The sequence below is a fragment of the Ignavibacteria bacterium genome (genome assembly GCA_036262055.1).
Taxonomy (GTDB): Bacteria; Bacteroidota; Ignavibacteria; order Tepidaquicellales; family Tepidaquicellaceae; genus DATAJP01.
This window is the reverse complement of sequence record DATAJP010000002.1, coordinates 800,159-818,911: the sequence shown is the minus strand read 5'-3', so window position 1 is coordinate 818,911 and position 18,753 is coordinate 800,159. Positions and strand designations below refer to the sequence as shown.

The window sequence follows — 18,753 nt, the reverse complement described above, 5'->3', positions numbered from 1 at the left end:
TGTTCTTAATTTTATCATCTATTGTTTACGACGAGTCTAGTTATTTAAGACTTTGAAACATTATTTAGTATATGGTTTAAAGATTAACAAAAATAGTCATTCTAAAAAAAAATGTCAATCGTTTGATTGACATTTTTTTATTAAGTTTTGATTTCTAACAGGAATTGAAAGAAAAAAATTTAGACTGGGATTCCCGCCTTCGCGGGAATGACTTCTTTTTCTAATTTATTTTCCCATCGCTTTTCTGATTGCGGCTTCGATGTTGAGCTTGCCGTAGCCCCAGTCTGAGTTCGGAACTGTTCCCGTAAACTTATCGCTTGATGCCGACGAAAGAAGCATCTGTCTTATCTGCGAGTGTGTCAATGTAGGGTCATATTGAAGCATAAGCACAGCTGCGCCTACAACATGCGGAGCAGCAGAGCTCGTTCCGCTGAAAATCTGCGTTGCAAAATCGGGAGCAGTTGAGAATGTCGTATGACCCGGAGCGGTTATGTCTTCGCCCATCTTTCCCGTTATATTATAACCGCGTCCGCCATAATAACACAAGTCACCAATAACATCCTGCGGATAAAAAGGATAGTTCACTGTATATGCCGCAACTGCAATCACACTGTCACCTGTGCAGGGAAATGTAACCGTTCCTTCATCAGTGACGTGAGATTTCCAGTGGGTTGTTCCCGACCATGACTGTGAAACGTCGCCCGTGAATCCCCACAGCACAACATTTTGCTGAGATGTTGCGGTTATGTTCCAGTCGCCGCCGACGTTTCCCGAATCTTTCTCTGAAAAACCGAACCGCATCATCACCGTGTTTCTCGAAGAAACATCTCTCGAATAAAAAATATTATATTTCCCTAATGTAAAAAATCCCGAACCGTCTGAGATAACCTGTGTCTTCATTTTCTCCGGAGTTTCAATCACAAAAGAAATTTTATTTGAAGGTTCAGTCCATAAAAATGAAGTAAATATTCCGTCGTTAATTTTTCCTTCTGATTTTCTCGGGGCTGAAATTTCATAAGTTTCTGATTCTCCTGCTGAAAGCGTATCCTTCATTAGTTCTTTTGCGCCTGCAAGGTTTCCGCCGCCGCCGATTACCGTTATTCCGTTTCGCGCCATTTCATCCATCATCAATTCTTCTTCGGTTGAGCCGTCCATAAACTGCCATTGCCACTCACCGTCTTCTATTAATAATATGTTCGGATTTTCTCCTTTGATGAACTCGAGATACTCGGGAAATTCCGTAACATAAGGAGGTGTATATTTATAATCAATGTTCGCCATTACGAGTTCTGCATCGGGAGCAATCCCGTGAATTCTCTGGACACCATAATGTCCGCCGAGAACCAATCCCATAACTCCGGTCCCGTGTTGAATTGTATCGGGTTCGGTATGAATCAAATCAACTCCGCGTCTTCGCACTGTTCCGTTTTTCTCACGGACTGAACGAACTTTGGAAGTCTTTAGCGCTACAATCTTTTCACCTATGGATAACGTATTATTTTTATCTGCATCGATTGTTATTAAAAGCTGCTCACCATAAGTCGGGTCTTGCTCTGTGAATCCCTCTTTCAAGCCATAGTTTCTGTTCTTATCATTGTTAGCATCTACATATAAAAAATCCCAGTCTGCCTGATAGCTCGGTGACTTAGCTCCGAGCAATCCATATGTTCCGTCAGCAATAAACAAAACACCAATCTTTTCATTTGCATCTGCCTGACCGTTTTTATTTAAATCAACTGCATCAACCCACGGAGTAAATTTTTTATTTCCATCAACATCAATCCAGTCGAACTCACCGCCATCGGCAAAAAAGAAATAAGGATGAAATACATCAATACCCGAATCCATATCTGCAACCACCACTCCTTTTCCTGTCAACAAATTTCCATCTTTGTCATAAAACTTTTCTTTCAGTTTGGTTGTGATATCCATCTCGCCATAAGATGTCTGCGCCTGTGTAGTTCCGCATATTAACACAAATAAAGCAATTATATATGTAATTTTTCTCATTAATATTTATTAATTAACTTTTAATTCTATAATTTAAAGGAAAATATTACTTCTTTTGTTCCTTTAATTTTATATTTGATTTTGCAATTGATTCAATTATTCCGAGCTGTCCTGCGTGATATGCCTGATGCAGCTGCCACGCCTGGATAATCCGTTCTTTGGTTTTGAACCAATCATTCTCGGGGTCTTCACACAAAGCATGAAGCTCATCAAATTCAATGTCTTTTAGTTCTTGATAAATTTTTTCATTCTTGTCGCAAACAGCTTTCCACTTTTCAAGAATTTCTTTTACAGACGGATAATTTTCAGGAGACAAACATTTTGTTCCGTTCGCAAACAAATCTCGGTATTCAGGGAAAAGAAAATCTCCTTTACCCATATAAACAGAAAAATCATCATCGCTTACAACAAGATGTCCGAGAATATACACACCGTTATTTTTTCCCGGAGATACTTCAAGATTAAAAGCTTCTTCAGGGATTCTTGCTATGGTTAAGTTTATCCAATCATTAACCAGCATTTTCCACTGGTTATATGCAAAATTAGATTTAGGATTTTCCAATTATGAGTTCATTGTTATGTCTTCTGTCGGGAGCAAATCATAAAAATGCCAGACGTTGCAATAAAAATCTCCCGGTCCGAAAATATCTTTTGCTATTCTTTTTATTTTTCCGTCATCGGATTTTTCAAAAACAGAAACTCCAGGCCAGTAACCCTGACCATCAACATAATATCCCACATCTTTTGTAAAAGTATTTCCCTGGCTTGAAACTGAATTAAATTTCCAACCGCGTGATTCTTTGAAGTCTTTATGTGTCTGAGGTGAGTCAGGCGATACCAAAACAAATGCGCCCTTCTTTGCAATGTCTTTATATGTGTCATTAAATCCATCCGCCCACATTGTGCAGTATGAACATCCCTTGCCCATGTTATGAACAGTGTATAAATATTTCTGGTCACCGAACATTTCAGAAAGCTTTACTTCTTTTCCGTCAGGAGTATGAAATACATAATCCTGTTCGACATCCATTTTTGCAAGTTCGCTATTTATCTCAATAGCTTTCTTTCGGAGCTTCTCAAGGTCCTGATAAATCCCCATAAGCTCTTTTTCTGCTTTTTCTTTATCCATTTTTGTAAAATTTAGATGATTAATCTTATAAAATAACGAAATAAATTTTCATATAAATAATAAAAAATTAAGCACAAATCACACTAAAAACACAAAAAGCACAAACAAATTTGATTGTTTTGTGCTTTGTGAATTTCATGGACAGCAAAACTTATTTCAGTCTCGGTGTTGAAATGAATAATCTGTTTGAAATGAATTCTTTGTAAGCTTTCAATGCTTCAGGAGAAGAATCTATTTTCATGTTGTAAACTTTTCCATTTTCATCTTCCCATTTTGAATGCCAGTAGCTGATTGCCTTAATGCGGGGAAATTCGCCTGATTTTAAAGTAGTAAAAACATCTTTAAACCATTCAGATTTTTTGTATGATGCGTCTTCGATTGTCCCAAATTCAAAAATCGCAATCGGCTTTGTAATTGAAATCATGCTGAGCTTGAAATAACTATCACGCAGCACATCGACAAATTTTGAGGGAGGATTATTGTGAACCTGCGTTCCATAAATGCTGAGACCAATCCAGTCTATATAATCATCGCCGGGATAGTATGCATTAAAATTATTCCATGGTTCATCCGGTGCAGAGCCCGCATTGACGTGAAATGTCCACGTGATATTATCAACTTCATACTCACGGAATAAATCTATTATGTATTTATAAGTATCCTTGAAAAGTTCGGGTCCGTCAGGATACGCAGGATTACCATATAAGTCATTGCTTCCGCCGCCATTAAGCGCGCCGCTCCATGAAAACCAGTTACCGTTGACTTCCGTTCCGAACTCAACCATTATCGGTTGACCAAATTCTTTTGCATCTTTTGCCCATCGGATTAATTGTTCATCAAGACTTCCGCTCAGAATCTTTTGAAGTGAATAAACCGGATCTTCCACTCCATCATAAAAATCACTGCGCGGCATCATTCTTATATATGGAATTCTTCCAGCCTGCATGATAGTTTCGCAGTCTTCTTTTGGAAACCTGATTCCTTTGAACCAGTTGTTTGAGAAATAAACCCAGACAAGATTTTTCCCCGTCATTTCTTCGAATGATTTTATTTTTTCGAGAGTAACAACGTCTTCGGTTGGTCCCATTTCAGGAAATGCTGAATGATAAATGCCGTACTCGGGAGGCAGGACTTTTTTATGTTGTGAAAAAACAAAACCAGTGTATAAAAATAATATACACATACAAAAAAAACTTAAAATTAATGTTGAAATTTTAGAACGGTAGGTCATCCGGTGAGAACTCCTGATTTGAATTTTCTGATTTGCTGCTCTGGCTTTGACCCGCGCCTGAAGACGGTTCAATTTTCCATGCAACAAATGAATTGAAATAAGTTGTTTCTCCCTGTTTGTTTGTCCAGGCGCGTCCCCGTAAATTGAAATTAATTTCAACTTCATCGCCTACCTTAAAACTATCGAGCAAATCACAGTTGTCCTGTATAAGCTCAAACTTTAAATGTTGCGGATATTGAGTATTCTCTGAATACTCAACTACAAAATCTCTCTTTTTGAAATTATCTTTTATTTGTTTTGACGGGTAAATCTCGTGTATTTTTCCTTGTATGGTCATTATTTTATTTTTTGTTCAATTTAATCAGTATTGTCTTCACATTAAATTCATAAATGTATTTTTTATTTAAGCCGGTTTTCTTGCTTTCAAAGAAAACATAAGCGGCAAGCTTATGTTTTTGTCGGTGAAGCGAAAATGTCCTTCTTCATCTTCTTTCATATTCGGGTATTGCTGGTAACAAGTGAATGGAAACTCATGAAAAAATTCTAGATTTAATCCTTGATTCAATAACGCCATTATAACTTCCGAAATATTATGTACCCATTCAAATGTTCTGCTGTTATTTAATTTGGCATTTCTGTCTGCATAATCTCCGCAGTCATTAAATTCTAAAGGATTATCAGAATAAAAATATGGATACTTTAAAATCAACTGATTTGTTTCTTTTGAATATTCATATAATTGTGATGCCGGATGAATTTCTGCTATATAAAAGAATCCGCCTGGTTTCAAATAATGATTTATAACCTCAGCCCATTTATTTATGTCAGGCAGCCATCCTAATACTCCTGAAGAAGTGAAAACTATATCGAATTTTTCCTCACGCAGTTTTAAAAGCTCACCGGATTTATACTGAGAATTGTCTAAATTATCAATCAATGAATTTATATCGGTGTGGATAAACTTAGCTGAAATATTCAATTCCTTTGATAAATTTTTTGCTTCTTTGATAGCAACTTCAGAAAAATCTATTCCGGTTGCATTTGCTCCGAGTCTTGCCAGAGCAAGTGTATCCATTCCGAAATGACATTGAAGATGCAAAAGTGATTTTCCTGAAATGTCTCCAATTTCACTTAATTCTATTGAATTAAGTTTATTTTTACCTTTTTTAAAGGCTTCTACATTATAAAGTGTTGATTTTTTGTGTATTTCAACACTTTCATTCCAATATTTCTTATTGGTCTCTAAAAATTCGTCCATTTGTCCGTTTATTTACTTGCAAAATTTATGCCTGAAATACTATTAAACTAATATTTAATATTATATATCTAAATTTGGTATGTCGGAAACTATAATAAATAATTAAAAGTTATAAAAAGTGTGGTAGGTTGAACTACGACAAATTTTTATTCTTGCATTATAAAATATAATATTCTAATTTAATCAAAAAATCTGAAATAATGGAACAGGATAAATTAAAAAAGATAAATAACAGTTTAACAGATAATATACAAAGCAACTGCAGCCGCAGGGATTTTCTGAAAACATCAGCGAAAGGTTTAATCATCGGAGGTATTGCAGTTACCGGTTTAAATTTCGATAAGCTTTTTGCAAACGTTCAGGAAGCAGAAACTACCGGAATGGCAAAAGTTATTAACATTTCTGATTATCCAGAGCTTGGGAGCACGGGTGGCTATGCAATGGTAACAAACAAAGTAATTGTTTTCAGAACAGGCGGAAGTTCGTTCAGAGCAATAAATACAACTTGCACTCATAAAAAGTGCGCGACTGCATTTAACGGAACGGAGTTTCAATGCGAATGCCATGGTTCAAGATTTGATAAGACCGGAAAAGTTCTTGAAGGTCCTGCAACAAAAAGTTTGAAAAGTTACAAAACGACTTTTGATTCAGCAACAAATACGCTGACAATAAATATGTAATTTAAAAATTGATACGACAGGCATTCCTGCCTGTCGGACAGACAAAATATCTGTCCTACCCGTTTTTCTCAAAATAAAATCTTGTTTATGCCTAATTCAGCCCATCTTCATTTACTTACCAATCACTTTCCTGTAATAGGACTCATTATAATTTTTCTTGTTTTACTTTACGGTGTATTTCGAAAGAATAATGAGATTATACGGCTTTCAATGGTTCTTACCGTAATTATTGCGCTGATTACTATATTGACATATACTTCGGGAGAAAAAGCGGAACAACTAATCGAAGGACAGGAAGGCGTTAATGAAGAAATGATTGAAGAACATGAAGAAGCAGCGGAGTTTGCTTTCATTGCAATGGAAGTTCTGGGAGGTCTGGCAATTGTGGGATTATTTTTATTCAGAGGTGCGGAATCAAAACGCTGGATTATCGGATTAATATACATGCTGCTTATGCTTGGAGTTCTTGGAATCATGGTGCAGACAGCTCACCTCGGCGGACAAATAAAACATTCTGAAATAAACGAAAATAAATGAGTAACGAATAATTAATAATGAATAATTAAATTTTTTATTCTTAACCAATATTTTATTTTGAGCTTTCCCAATTAACTATTCTTTTTTCACTTCTCTATAATTTTAAAATAATTACTTTGTCTCACGTTTGACGTTTCACCTTTGATAATTAATAATGGCAAACTGCATAAATTGTGGACAAGAACTAACGGGAAAATACTGCGCCAATTGCGGACAATCCGCAGATACGCACCGTTATGATTTTAAGCTTATAATAAAAGACTTCTTTGATGTCTTTTATAAATTCAAAAGCAGCATTTTCCATTCAATAAAGTTAAACTATACCCATCCTGTCCAAAGCATAAACAATTACTTCATAGGGAAACGCATTGAATTTTATAATCCGTTAAGATATGTGTTTTTTATATCCGTTTTAAACTCTTTTTTGCTGATTAAGTCAATACATCTCACATCGATACCGGCAGCACCTGATGACCCATTGGTTGAAAAATTCATAAAGCTTTATTTAAGCAACATGTCAATTATTGACATGCTTGAAATTCCTGTTATTTCTTTATTTACCTTCCTTCTTTTCAGAAAAAGAAAGCTGAATTATCCTGAAAATTTGGTTGCAAATTGTTTTTTATTCGGCAATTTATTCCTTGTAAATATTTTAGTTACTTTGGTCCAATGGTTATTTCATTCACCCGCATTTGTTGAAGTGACTGATGAAATTTTCTTCTGGAGCGGTGTAGTTTATTTCATAATTATTTATACTTTACTCTTCAAAGAAAATTTTGTTTCAGGAATTTTAAAATCACTCCTTGCTGTTATGCTTTCAAAAATAATTTATGTTTGTCTTGTCATTGCATATACGGAAATTTTTTAATTCAAAAAATTAAAGCTCACCTGCGAAAAATATTTTTTCTTACTTCTCAAAAAAGTTTTTTTATAAAAATATTTTTTCTTAACTTATAACGCCTCAAAAAAAAAATTCATCTAAACACCTGAAAAAACAAGAAACTTATTGACAAATATATTTATAATGTTATATTTGCATAAAGCAATTGTTACGTGCTTCAAAAAAATTTTTATAAAGTGAAAGTAGCAATAACATACAACGTTAAAAAAGAAACCGAGCTCGAAAATTCTTTAGAGCAGGTTGAAAACAAAAACAGCGCTGCGTCAAAATATCTCAACGAAAATATTTTGGAAAAATATTCCGAGAGAGTGGATGACACTTACGCGGAATGGGACAGCATCGATACAATCGAAGCAATTAAAAATGCTCTCGAAAAAAACGGTCACGATGTTATATTAATAGAGGCAGATGAAGAAGCATTTGACAAGCTTCGCGCTATAAGACCTGAGTTTGTTTTTAACGTTGCCGAGGGTTTTGGCGGAGCATCACGCGAGTCGCAAATCCCCGCAATGCTTGAAATGCTTGATATTCCCTATACAGGCAGCGACCCCGTAAGCATTGGCATTTGTCACGACAAATCACGCTGTAAAGAAATACTTTCCTACTATAATATACCGAATTCCAAATTCTTCATTACCGATAACATAAACGAAATTCCTGCCGGAATCACATATCCGCAATTCGTAAAGCCTCTCCACGAGGGCTCTTCAAAGGGAATTTATAATACAAGTGTAGTTCATAATATAGATGAACTTAAAAATGAAATCTTAAGAATAAAGGATTGTTACAATCAGCAGTCAATCGTTGAAGATTATTTAACAGGAAAAGAATTTACCGTTGCATTGCTCGGCAACGGAAAAACCGTTCGTGTTCTTCCCGTTGTTGAAATCAATCTCGATGAAGTGCCTGAAGGTTTCAACAAAATTTATTCTTATGAAGTAAAGTGGTTTTTTGATACGAGAGAAAACCAGCTCGACATTTTTAAATGTCCTGCGCACATCGACCCTGAAACAAACAGAGCAATTGAATTGACATGCAGAGATGCGTTCAATGTATTGCGTCTTCGCGACTGGGCAAGAATGGATGTCCGTCTTGATTCAAAAGGTGTTCCTAACATAATAGAGATAAATCCTTTACCGGGTATTTTACCTAACCCTGAAGATAATTCCTGCTTTCCGAAAGCTGCGAGAGTTGCAGGAATGGATTACGACACGATGATTAACAAAGTTCTTGATTACGCAACCGAGCGTTACAAGAAATAAGCAGCTAAAAGAACGGAATGAAGATACATATCATCTACAACGACCCTTTGCAGTATGCGACCGGCAAAATCTATGACGACGGCGTAACCGATATTGATGCTGTCGAGGAATCAATTGACATGAGCGAATACGGCGTGCTTGATGAAATGAAAGCTGTACAGCGAGCTCTTGCACCATCAGGTCACGAAGTCAAAATTGTTCCTGTTGCGCTTGATATATATAAGTTAATCGATGAACTTAAAGCTGACCCGCCTGATATGATTTTCAATTTATGCGAATCCCTCGACGGCGACCCGACTCAGGAAATGAACATCGCTGCTTTATTCGAAATTTTAAAATATCCTTATACCGGTTCTCGCGCTTTGACTCTGGGCATTGCGCTTAATAAACCTCGCGTAAAAGAAATCCTTAACTATTATAATATTCCGACTTCATCGCATTTTGTCTGCGGTGATACCGATAAATTATTTTTAAACGGCTACTCAAGAGTTAAAGACAAGTATCCTTTAATAGTAAAACCGTCACGTGAAGATGCCAGCATTGGTATTGAAAACAAATCAGTTGTATATAACGATAAAGAGCTTAAAGAAAGAGTAGAGTTTATCTTAGCTGAGCATAAACAGCCGGCATTAATAGAAGAGTTTATCGATGGACGGGAAATAAATGTCAGCGTTGTCGGAAACGTTAAGAATGATGAAAATGATTTAATCGTTTTTCCGATTTCGGAAATTGATTTTGTTGAGCTTCCTGCGGATTATCCGAAGATTGTCAGCTACAACAGTAAATGGATGTATAAAACAGTTGAGTTTGCAGGAACGAAAGCAGTTTGTCCCGCAAAAAATATTTCACCTGAACTTGAAAAGAAAATTCAGGATACAGCAAAAAGAGTTTATAAGATAATCGGAGCTTCCGATTATGCTCGTGTTGATTTCAGAGTTAAGGACGGTGTTCCTTATGTGTTGGAACTTAATCCGAATCCTGACATTGCATCTGACGTTGACAGCGATACAGGTTTTACACGCAGCGGAAAAGCATACGGCTGGACTTATGAAGAGCTGATTAACAACATAATCAACTTCGCAGCCGAACGCTGGGGAGTTAAAATTTGAAGTCATTCCCGCGCAGGCGGGAATCCCATGAGGGGATAAATTATTTTTACAACCCCCTAACCCCCTTTACTAAGGGGGAATATGAAAAGAATTGATACGAAACTTAATATCTGAGGATAGAAATAAAATTGAGAAGATACTTTTTGATACGGGAAGTTTTAACGATGATGAAGTAAAGATAGCAATGGAACTGATTGATGTTTATATCAATAACAAAGAGCAGAAAGATTACGAGATATTTACCGATGAAGATGATGAGACAAAAGATATTCGGGGATATGTCTGCATAGGACCGAGACCGCTGACTGAAGGTACTTATGACTTATACTGGATAGCGGTTAACCCCACGATTCAGTCAAAAGGTGTAGGAAGCGGATTAGTAAAGCATATTGAAGACCATATAAAGAATAAAAACGGAAGATTGATTTTGATTGAGACAAGCGGGAAGCCGGGATATGAAAAAGAAAGAAAGTTCTATGAAAAAAACGGTTATGGTCTGCTTTACCAGATAAAAGATTTTTACCGACCGGGAGACGACTTGGTAATTTATGGCAAGTATCTCTGACGAAAGCAGAGCGAAGCGATGTCCCGCCTTGGCGGGATTTATTTAACAATAAAGTTTCTCACCTGAAATAAAAGAGGTGAGTATATAGAATAAAAGTTTTGGGTGTAAGATAAAAATAATTTTCTGACACCCTTGAATTAAAAAGGAGCAAAACTTTATGGAACTCTGGCAAGAAATGATTAGAGAAAGCGTTAGCAGTCCAGAGCAGCTTATGGATAAATTCGGAATTAAGAAAGAAACAGCCGAGCGGCTCGATGAATTCTTTCAGGCACGAATTAATCCTTACTACTTATCACTAATAAAGTATCCGGGCGACCCTATCTGGAAGCAGTGCGTTCCCGATGAAGTCGAGCTGAATGATATCGATGCACCTGAGGACCCTCTTCACGAGGATGACATGAGCCCGGTGCCGAATATCACTCACCGCTATCCTGATAGAGCTTTGTTCCTTGTTACTTCACAATGCGGGCTTTACTGCCGCTTCTGCACAAGAAAAAGAAAAGTCGGTGACTCAAGCAAGATTTCAATGAAAGGTCTTGAATCCGCTTTCCAATATCTTGAACAGCATACAGAAATCAGCGACGTGATTTTATCAGGCGGTGACCCGCTTATGTTAACCGATACAATGCTTGAAAAAATCTTAATGAGATTAAGAGAAATCAAGCACATTCAGGTAATACGCCTCGGCACAAAGATGCCTTGCGTGCTTCCTCACAGAATCACTGAAAAGCTTTGCACGATGCTGAAGAAGTATCACCCGATTTATGTTAATACTCACTTCAATCATCCGTGGGAAATCACTGAAGAATCAAAACGCGCAACGGGAATGCTTGCAGATGCAGGAATACCTGTCGGAAATCAATGCGTATTGATGAAAGGCGTAAACGATGACCCGCAGGTTATGAAAGACTTAATGAAAGGTTTGCTTGCAATGAGAGTGAGGCCTTATTACATTTATCAGGCAGACTTAACTAAAGGTGCTAATCATTTCAGAACTCCAATCAGCAAAGGACTTGAAATCATCGATGCGCTTCGCGGACATATTTCAGGACTTGCAGTTCCGCATTTCGTAATCGATGCTCCCGGTGGCGGCGGAAAGATTCCGCTTCTTCCTGAATATGTACTTGCACGCGATAAAGACAAAATCATTCTCAGGAATTTTAAGTATAATATATATGAATATCCTGACGTTCAGGATGAAAACAATGCTTACACAGCACAGACAGAATTATTTATGCGCAAGAATAAAGTAAGAAAGACAATTTATAAAAAGCGAAACGGAAGCAGAAACGGTACGAACGGAAATACTAACGGCACAAAAGTGAAAGACGTAAAGATACCTGTCTTGCAGTAAAAACGTGAGACGTCAAACGTCAAACGTGAATATGAAAATTCAAAGCATTATACGTTAAATATTCAAAAAGGGGCATTAAGCCCCTTTTTTCATTATAATATGCTAATTTTATTACAAATTGCACTTTATTAATTGCTAATTGATTGAAACCTTTGCCTGCTGTTTCAGTCATAACAATTAAGTAAATAATTAAACAAAACTCTAAAGGAGATTTAACAATGAATGATGTAGCAGAAGTTTTTGTCCCAATGGTGGCAATACTCGGGACATTCGGAATACCGGGTGTGATAATACTGTGGTATTTATACTCACGTCACCGTGAAAGAATGCGCTTAATTGAAAAAGGGTTAACACCCGAAGAAGTAAAGTCATATTTTGCCGAAGCAAAAAAACCAAAAAATCCTTATGCGGCACTTAAGTGGGGAATATTATTCCTGTTTGTGGGACTTGGTATTTTTGTCTCACAAATTTTATATAACATGTATGATTTCGATGAAGGTCTTGGATTTGGAATAGTCTTAATATTCGGCGGTGCGGGGTTGCTTTTATATTATGCTATCATTACCTCAAAAACGAAGAAGGAAGAAAAATCCGCAGCGGCTATATCTTCTAAAACTTTTTCAAACTAATTGCGCAAAAAATAAAATGAGCAGGCAAAATAAATTTTTATTCATCATACTCTGCATCCTGGCAGTTTACATGACAGGATGCGGAAGTTTCAGAAAGTTCACAAAGACTGAAACTGAAAAATTCACAATCAATGCAGCAAGCAAAAGAGCATTAACGCTCGATAACGTCAGCGGAAATATAACCATAATCAAAAGCCAGGACAGCACCGTGAAGATAACCGCGGTAAAAGAAGTTCTGGTCAGGAAAAAAGATTTGGATAAGCCGTTTGATGAAGTTAAAATTGTCATAGATACCCTTACGGACAACATCAGAATTGATTATGACACACGAGATTACGATGACGGACCTTTCTCAAAAATGAGACGTCCCGAAGTAAACTATACAATAGCAGTTCCTTCGTTTCTTAGTTTGAAAATAGATAACAACAGCGGCAATATAATCTTAAATAATCTTGAAAATGATATTGTGTTGGGACTTATTTATGGCGAAGTTAGTCTTGAGCATGTATCAGGAAATATTAAAGCCGATATTAATAGCGGTGATGTTACCGGAACGATTGATTCCACAAAAGGAATGATATTCGATATTATTAATGGAGATGTTCGTTTAACATTGGGACCAAACGTAAATGCAAAAGTCAGAGCTGACTGGATTCATGGAAAATTAGAATATGATGGTCTTACTTTTATGAATGTCGACAGATATGATAACAGAGATGGAAGCAGAGATAATGAAAGTTTCAAAGGTACGTTAGGCAGCGGTTTATATGATATAAGAATAGACATGACCAACGGCAAGATAAGATTTTTCGGAAACGGAACATCAACAACTTTATAAGAGGAAGTGGGGACGACAGGCATTCTTGCCTGTCGAGACAGACAGGGGCACCCTTTGGGTCATGTCTGTCTTACCAAACAAGATTTGAATAAGATTGAAAGAATACAAGGACAACATTGTAAAACAAATTAAGGAAGGAGATTCAAACTCCTTCCGGCTCTTTGTCGATGAATACAAGGATAAGGCATATTCCCTGTGCATTAAAATCCTGAAGAATCCTGAGGATGCAGAAGATGCGCTTCAGGAATCTTTTTTAAAGCTATACAGGGCAATCCTTGATGGTCAGTTTGAAGGAAAGTCAAAGCTTTCAACTTATTTTTATACTATTGTTTATAATACTGCTGTGGATAATTACAAGAAAATAAAGAAAATTAATTTCAGTATGATTTCGATTGATGTTGAAGATTCGGATTTTTCGGAAGGCGATGAGCTGACTTCAAGATTTAAAGAAAACCTAACTTCAGAAAAAGAAACTGACATAAGAACAGCAATACAGGACAAGCACTTTTCGGAAAAAGAAGTTAAAGATCTGGTTGACAGATACATAAAAAATTTGCCTGAGCAGTATTCAATCATACTTAACATGTTTTATCTGAATGATATGAGCTATGAAGAAATTACACAAACCTTAAAATTGCCCGTCGGAACGGTAAAAAACCGCCTGTTTCGTGCAAAAGAAAAGCTTCGCGAAATTATTTTGGAAAATTACTCCGAAGAAGAAATTTTTGATTATGTATAATAAAATGAATGCTTTTAAATTAAAAAAATTTTTAATTTCTAATTATGGAAACAAGAAAAGGGAAAATGGATAACTTTTTAGATGATAAAATAAAAACCTCTTTAATGGTGGATGCGCCTTATGATTTCACAGACCGTCTGCTTAAAGAAATTGAGCTCTCAAAACAATTCGCCATCGAAGATAAAAAAGAAGCAAAGGTATTGAAATATGTAACTGCTTTTATATCCTTAATTTTTGTTTCTGCCATTGTTGCCGTTGGATATTTAATGTCAACGTCAACCTCGCCTGCCGCGCAAAGAAGCGACAATCTTGTTCAGGATTTTTCAAATCTGGTGCAGCAATGGAGTTACAGCATCTCAAACTCAATCGGATTTTCCTCAGGATATCTTTTATTATTTATTGCCATTCTCGGACTTGCCCTCATAAGTTCATTTATGGATAAATTGATTTTAAGAAAACGATAAGATATTTTAGGGTTATCTAATAAAGTTATTTCCGAATTAAATAACCTTTAATGAGAGAAGATGAAGCAAGCTTCTTAAACCCAAGCTTCAACATAACATTCCAGGACTTTAATAATCCCTCAAAGCTTAAAATTTTATATAACGATTTTCTGAATTATTTTAAAAATTCGGATGAAGCCGCCTATGGTAAATTCATTTCATATCGGGATTCAAAGGGTGAAGGTCTAAAAGAACCGGAAATTTCTCAAATACTTATTGACGCGGCAAGAATTCAATCCCGTTTTATCGGTGAATTATTTAATCTCACCGGTGAGCTTGAAAAAATCCGTTTCAATACTGAACGTGAAAGAATCATTTTTTCCTTCAAGAAAGAGTTCATTCAAAGAATTGTTTTTAAGAAATATAAGCCAGAAAGTTTAAAAGATTTAAACTGGAATGAGCTGGATGATTTTGTAAATAAGATTAAAAAAGTTTTCTGCAATGTGAACGATTTTCAAATTGATGAAGAATACGCAACTGCAAAAATGATTCTTGAAATTCTGGAAATTGCAAAAGAGTTTAAGTGGTTTTATGAAGGAGACAAATTTGCTCCGGAAAATTTTGTAATCTCGGATAAAGTAAGGCAATATGCAAACAAATTAATTACCGATTTAAAGTCACAGGGCTTACTCGGTGATAAAGAGGAATATGAGAATATAAAAGAAATTCAGAGCAATCTTGAAAAATGGAGCTTTGTAAAATATTATTTCGATAAAAACACAAAGAATTGGGTTTCATATTTTGAACCTCATAAAGTAGATTTTGACCATCTTGTTCATTTTGAAAGACCTGACGAAAATTTTGCAGAGCTGATTGAAAATCCTCACGACCATTTCAGAGAGCGCGACGGTTTCAGCTTAAACGACCATCCGAGAACAACACGCCAGATATTGAACCAGGTTGATTACTGCATGTATTGCCACGAACGCGAGAAAGATTCTTGTTCGACAGGATATAAAGACCGATTCGGTGCAATACAAAAAAATCCTCTTGGTGTTACGCTTTACGGATGTCCGCTTAACGAAAAAATTTCTGAATCCCATTTATTAAGAAAAGAAGGCTTTCCTCTTGCATCGTTTTCAATTATAATGATTGATAATCCGATGTGCCCGGGAACGGGACACCGCATTTGCAACGACTGCATGAAAGGCTGTGTGTTTCAGAAACAGGAGCCGGTGAATATTCCGCTTGTGGAGACCAGCATCTTAAAAGAAATTTTAGCTCTTCCTTATGGCTTTGAGATTTATTCATTGCTTTCAAGATGGAATCCTCTGAATATTGAAAACCCAATTATGCAGGAGTATAATAGCGAGAAGGTTCTTGTTGTAGGTGCGGGACCTGCGGGATATACAATGGCACATTATTTATTGAATTTAGGATATGGCATTACAATGATTGATGAACTTTCTGTGAGAAAAATTTATCCTGAGTATTCAGACAGCTCAAATCCAAAACCGGTAAAAAATTATTATGAAGATATTTATAATGATTTGAATACACGCGACAGTCTCGGATTCGGCGGTGCCAGTGAATATGGCATCACAGTCAGGTGGGATAAAAATTTCCTGAATGTTATTTATATTAACCTGATGCGGCATAAAAACTTCCGAATCGAAAGCGGAAAACAGCTCGGCAGTGATTATACAATTGAGGATGCATGGAACGAAGGATATAAGCACATTGCGATGTGTGTCGGCGCAGCAAAACCGAACATAGTGAAAGTCGAAAATGCAAATGCCGAAGGGGTTTTTTACTCGACAGAGTTTTTAAGCAATCTGCAAATAAGAGATGCCATTAATCCTGATAATGATTATATATTTAAGGTTAAGCTGCCGGGAATTATAATAGGAGGTGGGTTAACTGCAATTGACTGCTCGACTGAACTTTTGAATTATTATCCGGTATTTCTTGAAAAATTATTTGCTGGTAAAGGTAAGGATTTAGAAATTTCAGATTCTGAAATGCTGTTGTATAAGGAACATTACGAGCAAGTCCGGAGAGAAAAAGAGCTTGCGAAATCAGAGAACCGCATGCCGAAGCTTGTTGAACTTGTGCGAAGCTGGGGTGGCGTGAAAATGATTTACAGAAAACGTCTCAATGATGCGCCGTCGTACAGAGAAAATCATGAAGAGATAATTGAAGCGCTTGAGCAGGGTGTTGATATAGTCGAGCTGTTTTCACCAGTCAAGTTCATTGTTAATGAAAGCAAGCAGCCTGTTGCCGCAGAATTTGAAAAAATCAGCTTTAACAAAGAAAAAGATAAATTAATTTTCAAAAACTCAGGAAAGTTTGAAATGCTGCCTGCGGGGACAATCGTTATTGCAGCAGGCACAAACTGCAACGATATATACAACGATGAACATCCGGCGACATTTGAAATCGATCCAAAGACAGGATACTATGTTTTGTTTAAACCCGAACAAAACGGAAAAATGAATCTTGTGCCGTGCGAAAAAGGTGAGAAGGCGGTTTTAACTTCATACAACAAAGACGGGAAATTCATTTCGATTTATGGCGATTCAAATTCCGCATTTTCAGGAAGCGTTGTGAAGGCAATGGCATCAGCAAAGTTCGGTGCTAAGGTTATTGATGAGTTACTTAAACAAAAATCCTAAAGTGTCATTTTGAGCGAAGCGAAGAATCCCCTCCTAAAAAATCTAAAAGCTATATCTTCTTTTCCAACGGGTCTGCCAGATACTCACCAATATGAATAATGTTATTATCCGGATCTTCGATTGTAATGAATTTCATAAATCCCGGTGCAGTAACAATATCATTCAGCATTTTAACATTTTTACTCACAAGTTCATCTCTGACTTTTTGAATATTATCTGTTCTTAGAACAAATCCCGTTCCGACTTCATTATCATCAAAATTATTTCTTTTGTTTGCGCCGCCAAAGAATGAAAACCTCACATCACCTGCGCGTGCCGCAAAAAAATTCGGTTTATCATCGAGTAATTCCATTCCGAGTGTGTTCACGTAAAAATTTTTCATTGCTTCGATATCCGAAACATTAAAGCTTATATGCTGGCATTTCAAATCCATAATTTTAAAATTTTTTATTTACAAGTTATGCAAATTAGAGATTAAAACAAACCAAAGAAAAAATTTTTAAGAAACTTAAATTTCCCTCTTGACATTTAAGTTTATAGATTATTATTTTGTCGTAGTGATTGCTACGACATTTTAAATAACTAAAACGGCAATCGGAACAAAAAAGGAAAAACAATGAAAACATCATTAAAAAGCAAAATAAATCTTATTTTCGCAGCATTATTTACGATTTCTCTTGGTTTTGCAGGATGCAATACAAACCCCCTGACAAACAACAGCACAAACAACAATGGCGGTGGAAATGGCACCGGAACCGGAAGTGAAAACATCAAACTAAACTTGGCTTCGACTGAAAACACAGATAACCCGACCGGCAACATTCAGATTACAGAAGCAAAAGCATTGCTCAGCAAAATCGAAGTAGAAAACTCTGCCGGAAGCAAAGAAATCCGTCTTAATCCGATTGTCATAAATTTTGATTTAAGCGGGAACGTTAAAGACCTTGTTTCGGCAAGCATTCCTGAAGGCACTTATAGCAAAATAAAGTTTCAGCTTCACAAACCTGAAGACAACGAAACCGTTTCTGATCCTGAATTCAAACTTGGCACAAGCGGTCATCAAAGATTTTCCGTAATCATAAAAGGCACTTATAACGGAAGCGCATTCGTTTTCAAATCAAGAAAAACAATTAACATTGTGATTGACTTCAACAGACCTGTTGACATAAGAAGCGAAGCAAAAAACATTACTGTCCTTCTTCAGAAAAATTTGTGGTTCCTCAGCAACGGCATCGAGCTTGACCCGCGAAACTCCGGCAACGACGATACCATTGATGACAACATCAAAAGAAGCTTTGCAAAAGCTTTCAGAGATGACGACCGCAACGGCTCACCTGACGATAATTAAAATTTTAATCTTACTTACAAATCTCATTTCCTTCCTTCAGTCCTC

At 36.4% G+C, this 18,753-nt stretch carries 20 protein-coding genes; 13 read left to right on the top strand and 7 right to left on the bottom strand.

The genetic code is table 11. The annotated features are described in order from the left end of the window. Nucleotides 1-225: 225 nt before the first annotated feature. The 6 genes from VHP32_05540 to VHP32_05515 all read right to left on the bottom strand — a co-directional run bounded on the left by VHP32_05540 (nt 226) and on the right by VHP32_05515 (nt 5,628). On the bottom strand, nt 226-2,010 hold the full coding sequence (locus VHP32_05540; protein ID HEX2787351.1) for a S8 family serine peptidase: 1,785 nt from the start codon (nt 2,008-2,010) through the stop codon (nt 226-228). Nucleotides 2,011-2,056: 46 nt separating this feature from the next. Continuing rightward, a complete protein-coding gene (locus tag VHP32_05535) occupies nt 2,057-2,572 on the bottom strand; it encodes a DinB family protein (GenBank protein ID HEX2787350.1) in 516 nt (171 codons plus the stop codon). Beyond that, nucleotides 2,573-3,139, bottom strand: coding sequence for a DUF899 family protein (locus VHP32_05530; GenBank protein ID HEX2787349.1), 567 nt, complete (start codon nt 3,137-3,139; stop codon nt 2,573-2,575). A gap of 151 nt (nt 3,140-3,290) precedes the next feature. Continuing rightward, the gene (locus VHP32_05525; GenBank protein HEX2787348.1) at nt 3,291-4,322 is read right to left on the bottom strand and encodes a glycosyl hydrolase; all 1,032 of its coding nucleotides are present in this window, start codon (nt 4,320-4,322) and stop codon (nt 3,291-3,293) included. A gap of 31 nt (nt 4,323-4,353) precedes the next feature. Next, a complete protein-coding gene (locus VHP32_05520; GenBank protein ID HEX2787347.1) occupies nt 4,354-4,707 on the bottom strand; it encodes a DUF3127 domain-containing protein in 354 nt (117 codons plus the stop codon). A gap of 66 nt (nt 4,708-4,773) precedes the next feature. Beyond that, nucleotides 4,774-5,628 (bottom strand): class I SAM-dependent methyltransferase, encoded by an 855-nt coding sequence (locus VHP32_05515; protein HEX2787346.1) that lies wholly within the window; start codon nt 5,626-5,628, stop codon nt 4,774-4,776. Between the two features lie 200 nt (nt 5,629-5,828). Between VHP32_05515 and VHP32_05510 the strand changes: the two genes are divergently transcribed. The 12 genes from VHP32_05510 (at nt 5,829) to VHP32_05455 (ending at nt 17,360) form a co-directional block, all read left to right on the top strand. After that, nucleotides 5,829-6,308, top strand: coding sequence for a ubiquinol-cytochrome c reductase iron-sulfur subunit (locus VHP32_05510; protein ID HEX2787345.1), 480 nt, complete (start codon nt 5,829-5,831; stop codon nt 6,306-6,308). A gap of 87 nt (nt 6,309-6,395) precedes the next feature. Then, complete coding sequence (locus tag VHP32_05505; protein ID HEX2787344.1) at nt 6,396-6,845, top strand: DUF2231 domain-containing protein; 450 nt, start codon at nt 6,396-6,398, stop codon at nt 6,843-6,845. 154 nt (nt 6,846-6,999) lie between these two features. Then, nucleotides 7,000-7,713, top strand: coding sequence for a hypothetical protein (locus VHP32_05500; protein ID HEX2787343.1), 714 nt, complete (start codon nt 7,000-7,002; stop codon nt 7,711-7,713). Nucleotides 7,714-7,922: 209 nt separating this feature from the next. After that, the gene (locus VHP32_05495) at nt 7,923-9,008 is read left to right on the top strand and encodes a D-alanine--D-alanine ligase (protein ID HEX2787342.1); all 1,086 of its coding nucleotides are present in this window, start codon (nt 7,923-7,925) and stop codon (nt 9,006-9,008) included. Nucleotides 9,009-9,025: 17 nt separating this feature from the next. Next, nucleotides 9,026-10,117 (top strand): ATP-grasp domain-containing protein, encoded by a 1,092-nt coding sequence (locus VHP32_05490; protein HEX2787341.1) that lies wholly within the window; start codon nt 9,026-9,028, stop codon nt 10,115-10,117. Between the two features lie 91 nt (nt 10,118-10,208). After that, nucleotides 10,209-10,682, top strand: a complete 474-nt coding sequence (locus tag VHP32_05485) for a GNAT family N-acetyltransferase (GenBank protein HEX2787340.1) — start codon at nt 10,209-10,211, stop codon at nt 10,680-10,682. A gap of 157 nt (nt 10,683-10,839) precedes the next feature. After that, on the top strand, nt 10,840-12,036 hold the full coding sequence (locus VHP32_05480) for a KamA family radical SAM protein (GenBank protein ID HEX2787339.1): 1,197 nt from the start codon (nt 10,840-10,842) through the stop codon (nt 12,034-12,036). A 218-nt stretch (nt 12,037-12,254) separates the two neighbouring features. Continuing rightward, nucleotides 12,255-12,665, top strand: a complete 411-nt coding sequence (locus VHP32_05475) for a DUF6249 domain-containing protein (protein HEX2787338.1) — start codon at nt 12,255-12,257, stop codon at nt 12,663-12,665. A gap of 16 nt (nt 12,666-12,681) precedes the next feature. Further along, the gene (locus VHP32_05470; GenBank protein ID HEX2787337.1) at nt 12,682-13,503 is read left to right on the top strand and encodes a DUF4097 family beta strand repeat-containing protein; all 822 of its coding nucleotides are present in this window, start codon (nt 12,682-12,684) and stop codon (nt 13,501-13,503) included. A gap of 94 nt (nt 13,504-13,597) precedes the next feature. Further along, nucleotides 13,598-14,242, top strand: coding sequence for an RNA polymerase sigma factor (locus tag VHP32_05465; GenBank protein ID HEX2787336.1), 645 nt, complete (start codon nt 13,598-13,600; stop codon nt 14,240-14,242). A gap of 65 nt (nt 14,243-14,307) precedes the next feature. Continuing rightward, the gene (locus VHP32_05460; protein ID HEX2787335.1) at nt 14,308-14,706 is read left to right on the top strand and encodes a hypothetical protein; all 399 of its coding nucleotides are present in this window, start codon (nt 14,308-14,310) and stop codon (nt 14,704-14,706) included. Between the two features lie 50 nt (nt 14,707-14,756). Continuing rightward, nucleotides 14,757-17,360: an FAD-dependent oxidoreductase gene (locus tag VHP32_05455; GenBank protein ID HEX2787334.1), complete on the top strand. Its 2,604-nt coding sequence runs from the start codon at nt 14,757-14,759 to the stop codon at nt 17,358-17,360. Nucleotides 17,361-17,409: 49 nt separating this feature from the next. Here VHP32_05455 and VHP32_05450 read toward each other — a convergent pair whose 3' ends face one another. After that, entirely contained in the window at nt 17,410-17,793 is a 384-nt protein-coding gene (locus VHP32_05450; GenBank protein ID HEX2787333.1) for a VOC family protein, read from the bottom strand. Nucleotides 17,794-17,976: 183 nt separating this feature from the next. Here VHP32_05450 and VHP32_05445 point away from each other — a divergent pair, with 183 nt between their 5' ends. Continuing rightward, a complete protein-coding gene (locus tag VHP32_05445) occupies nt 17,977-18,708 on the top strand; it encodes a hypothetical protein (protein ID HEX2787332.1) in 732 nt (243 codons plus the stop codon). Nucleotides 18,709-18,753 lie beyond the last annotated feature (45 nt).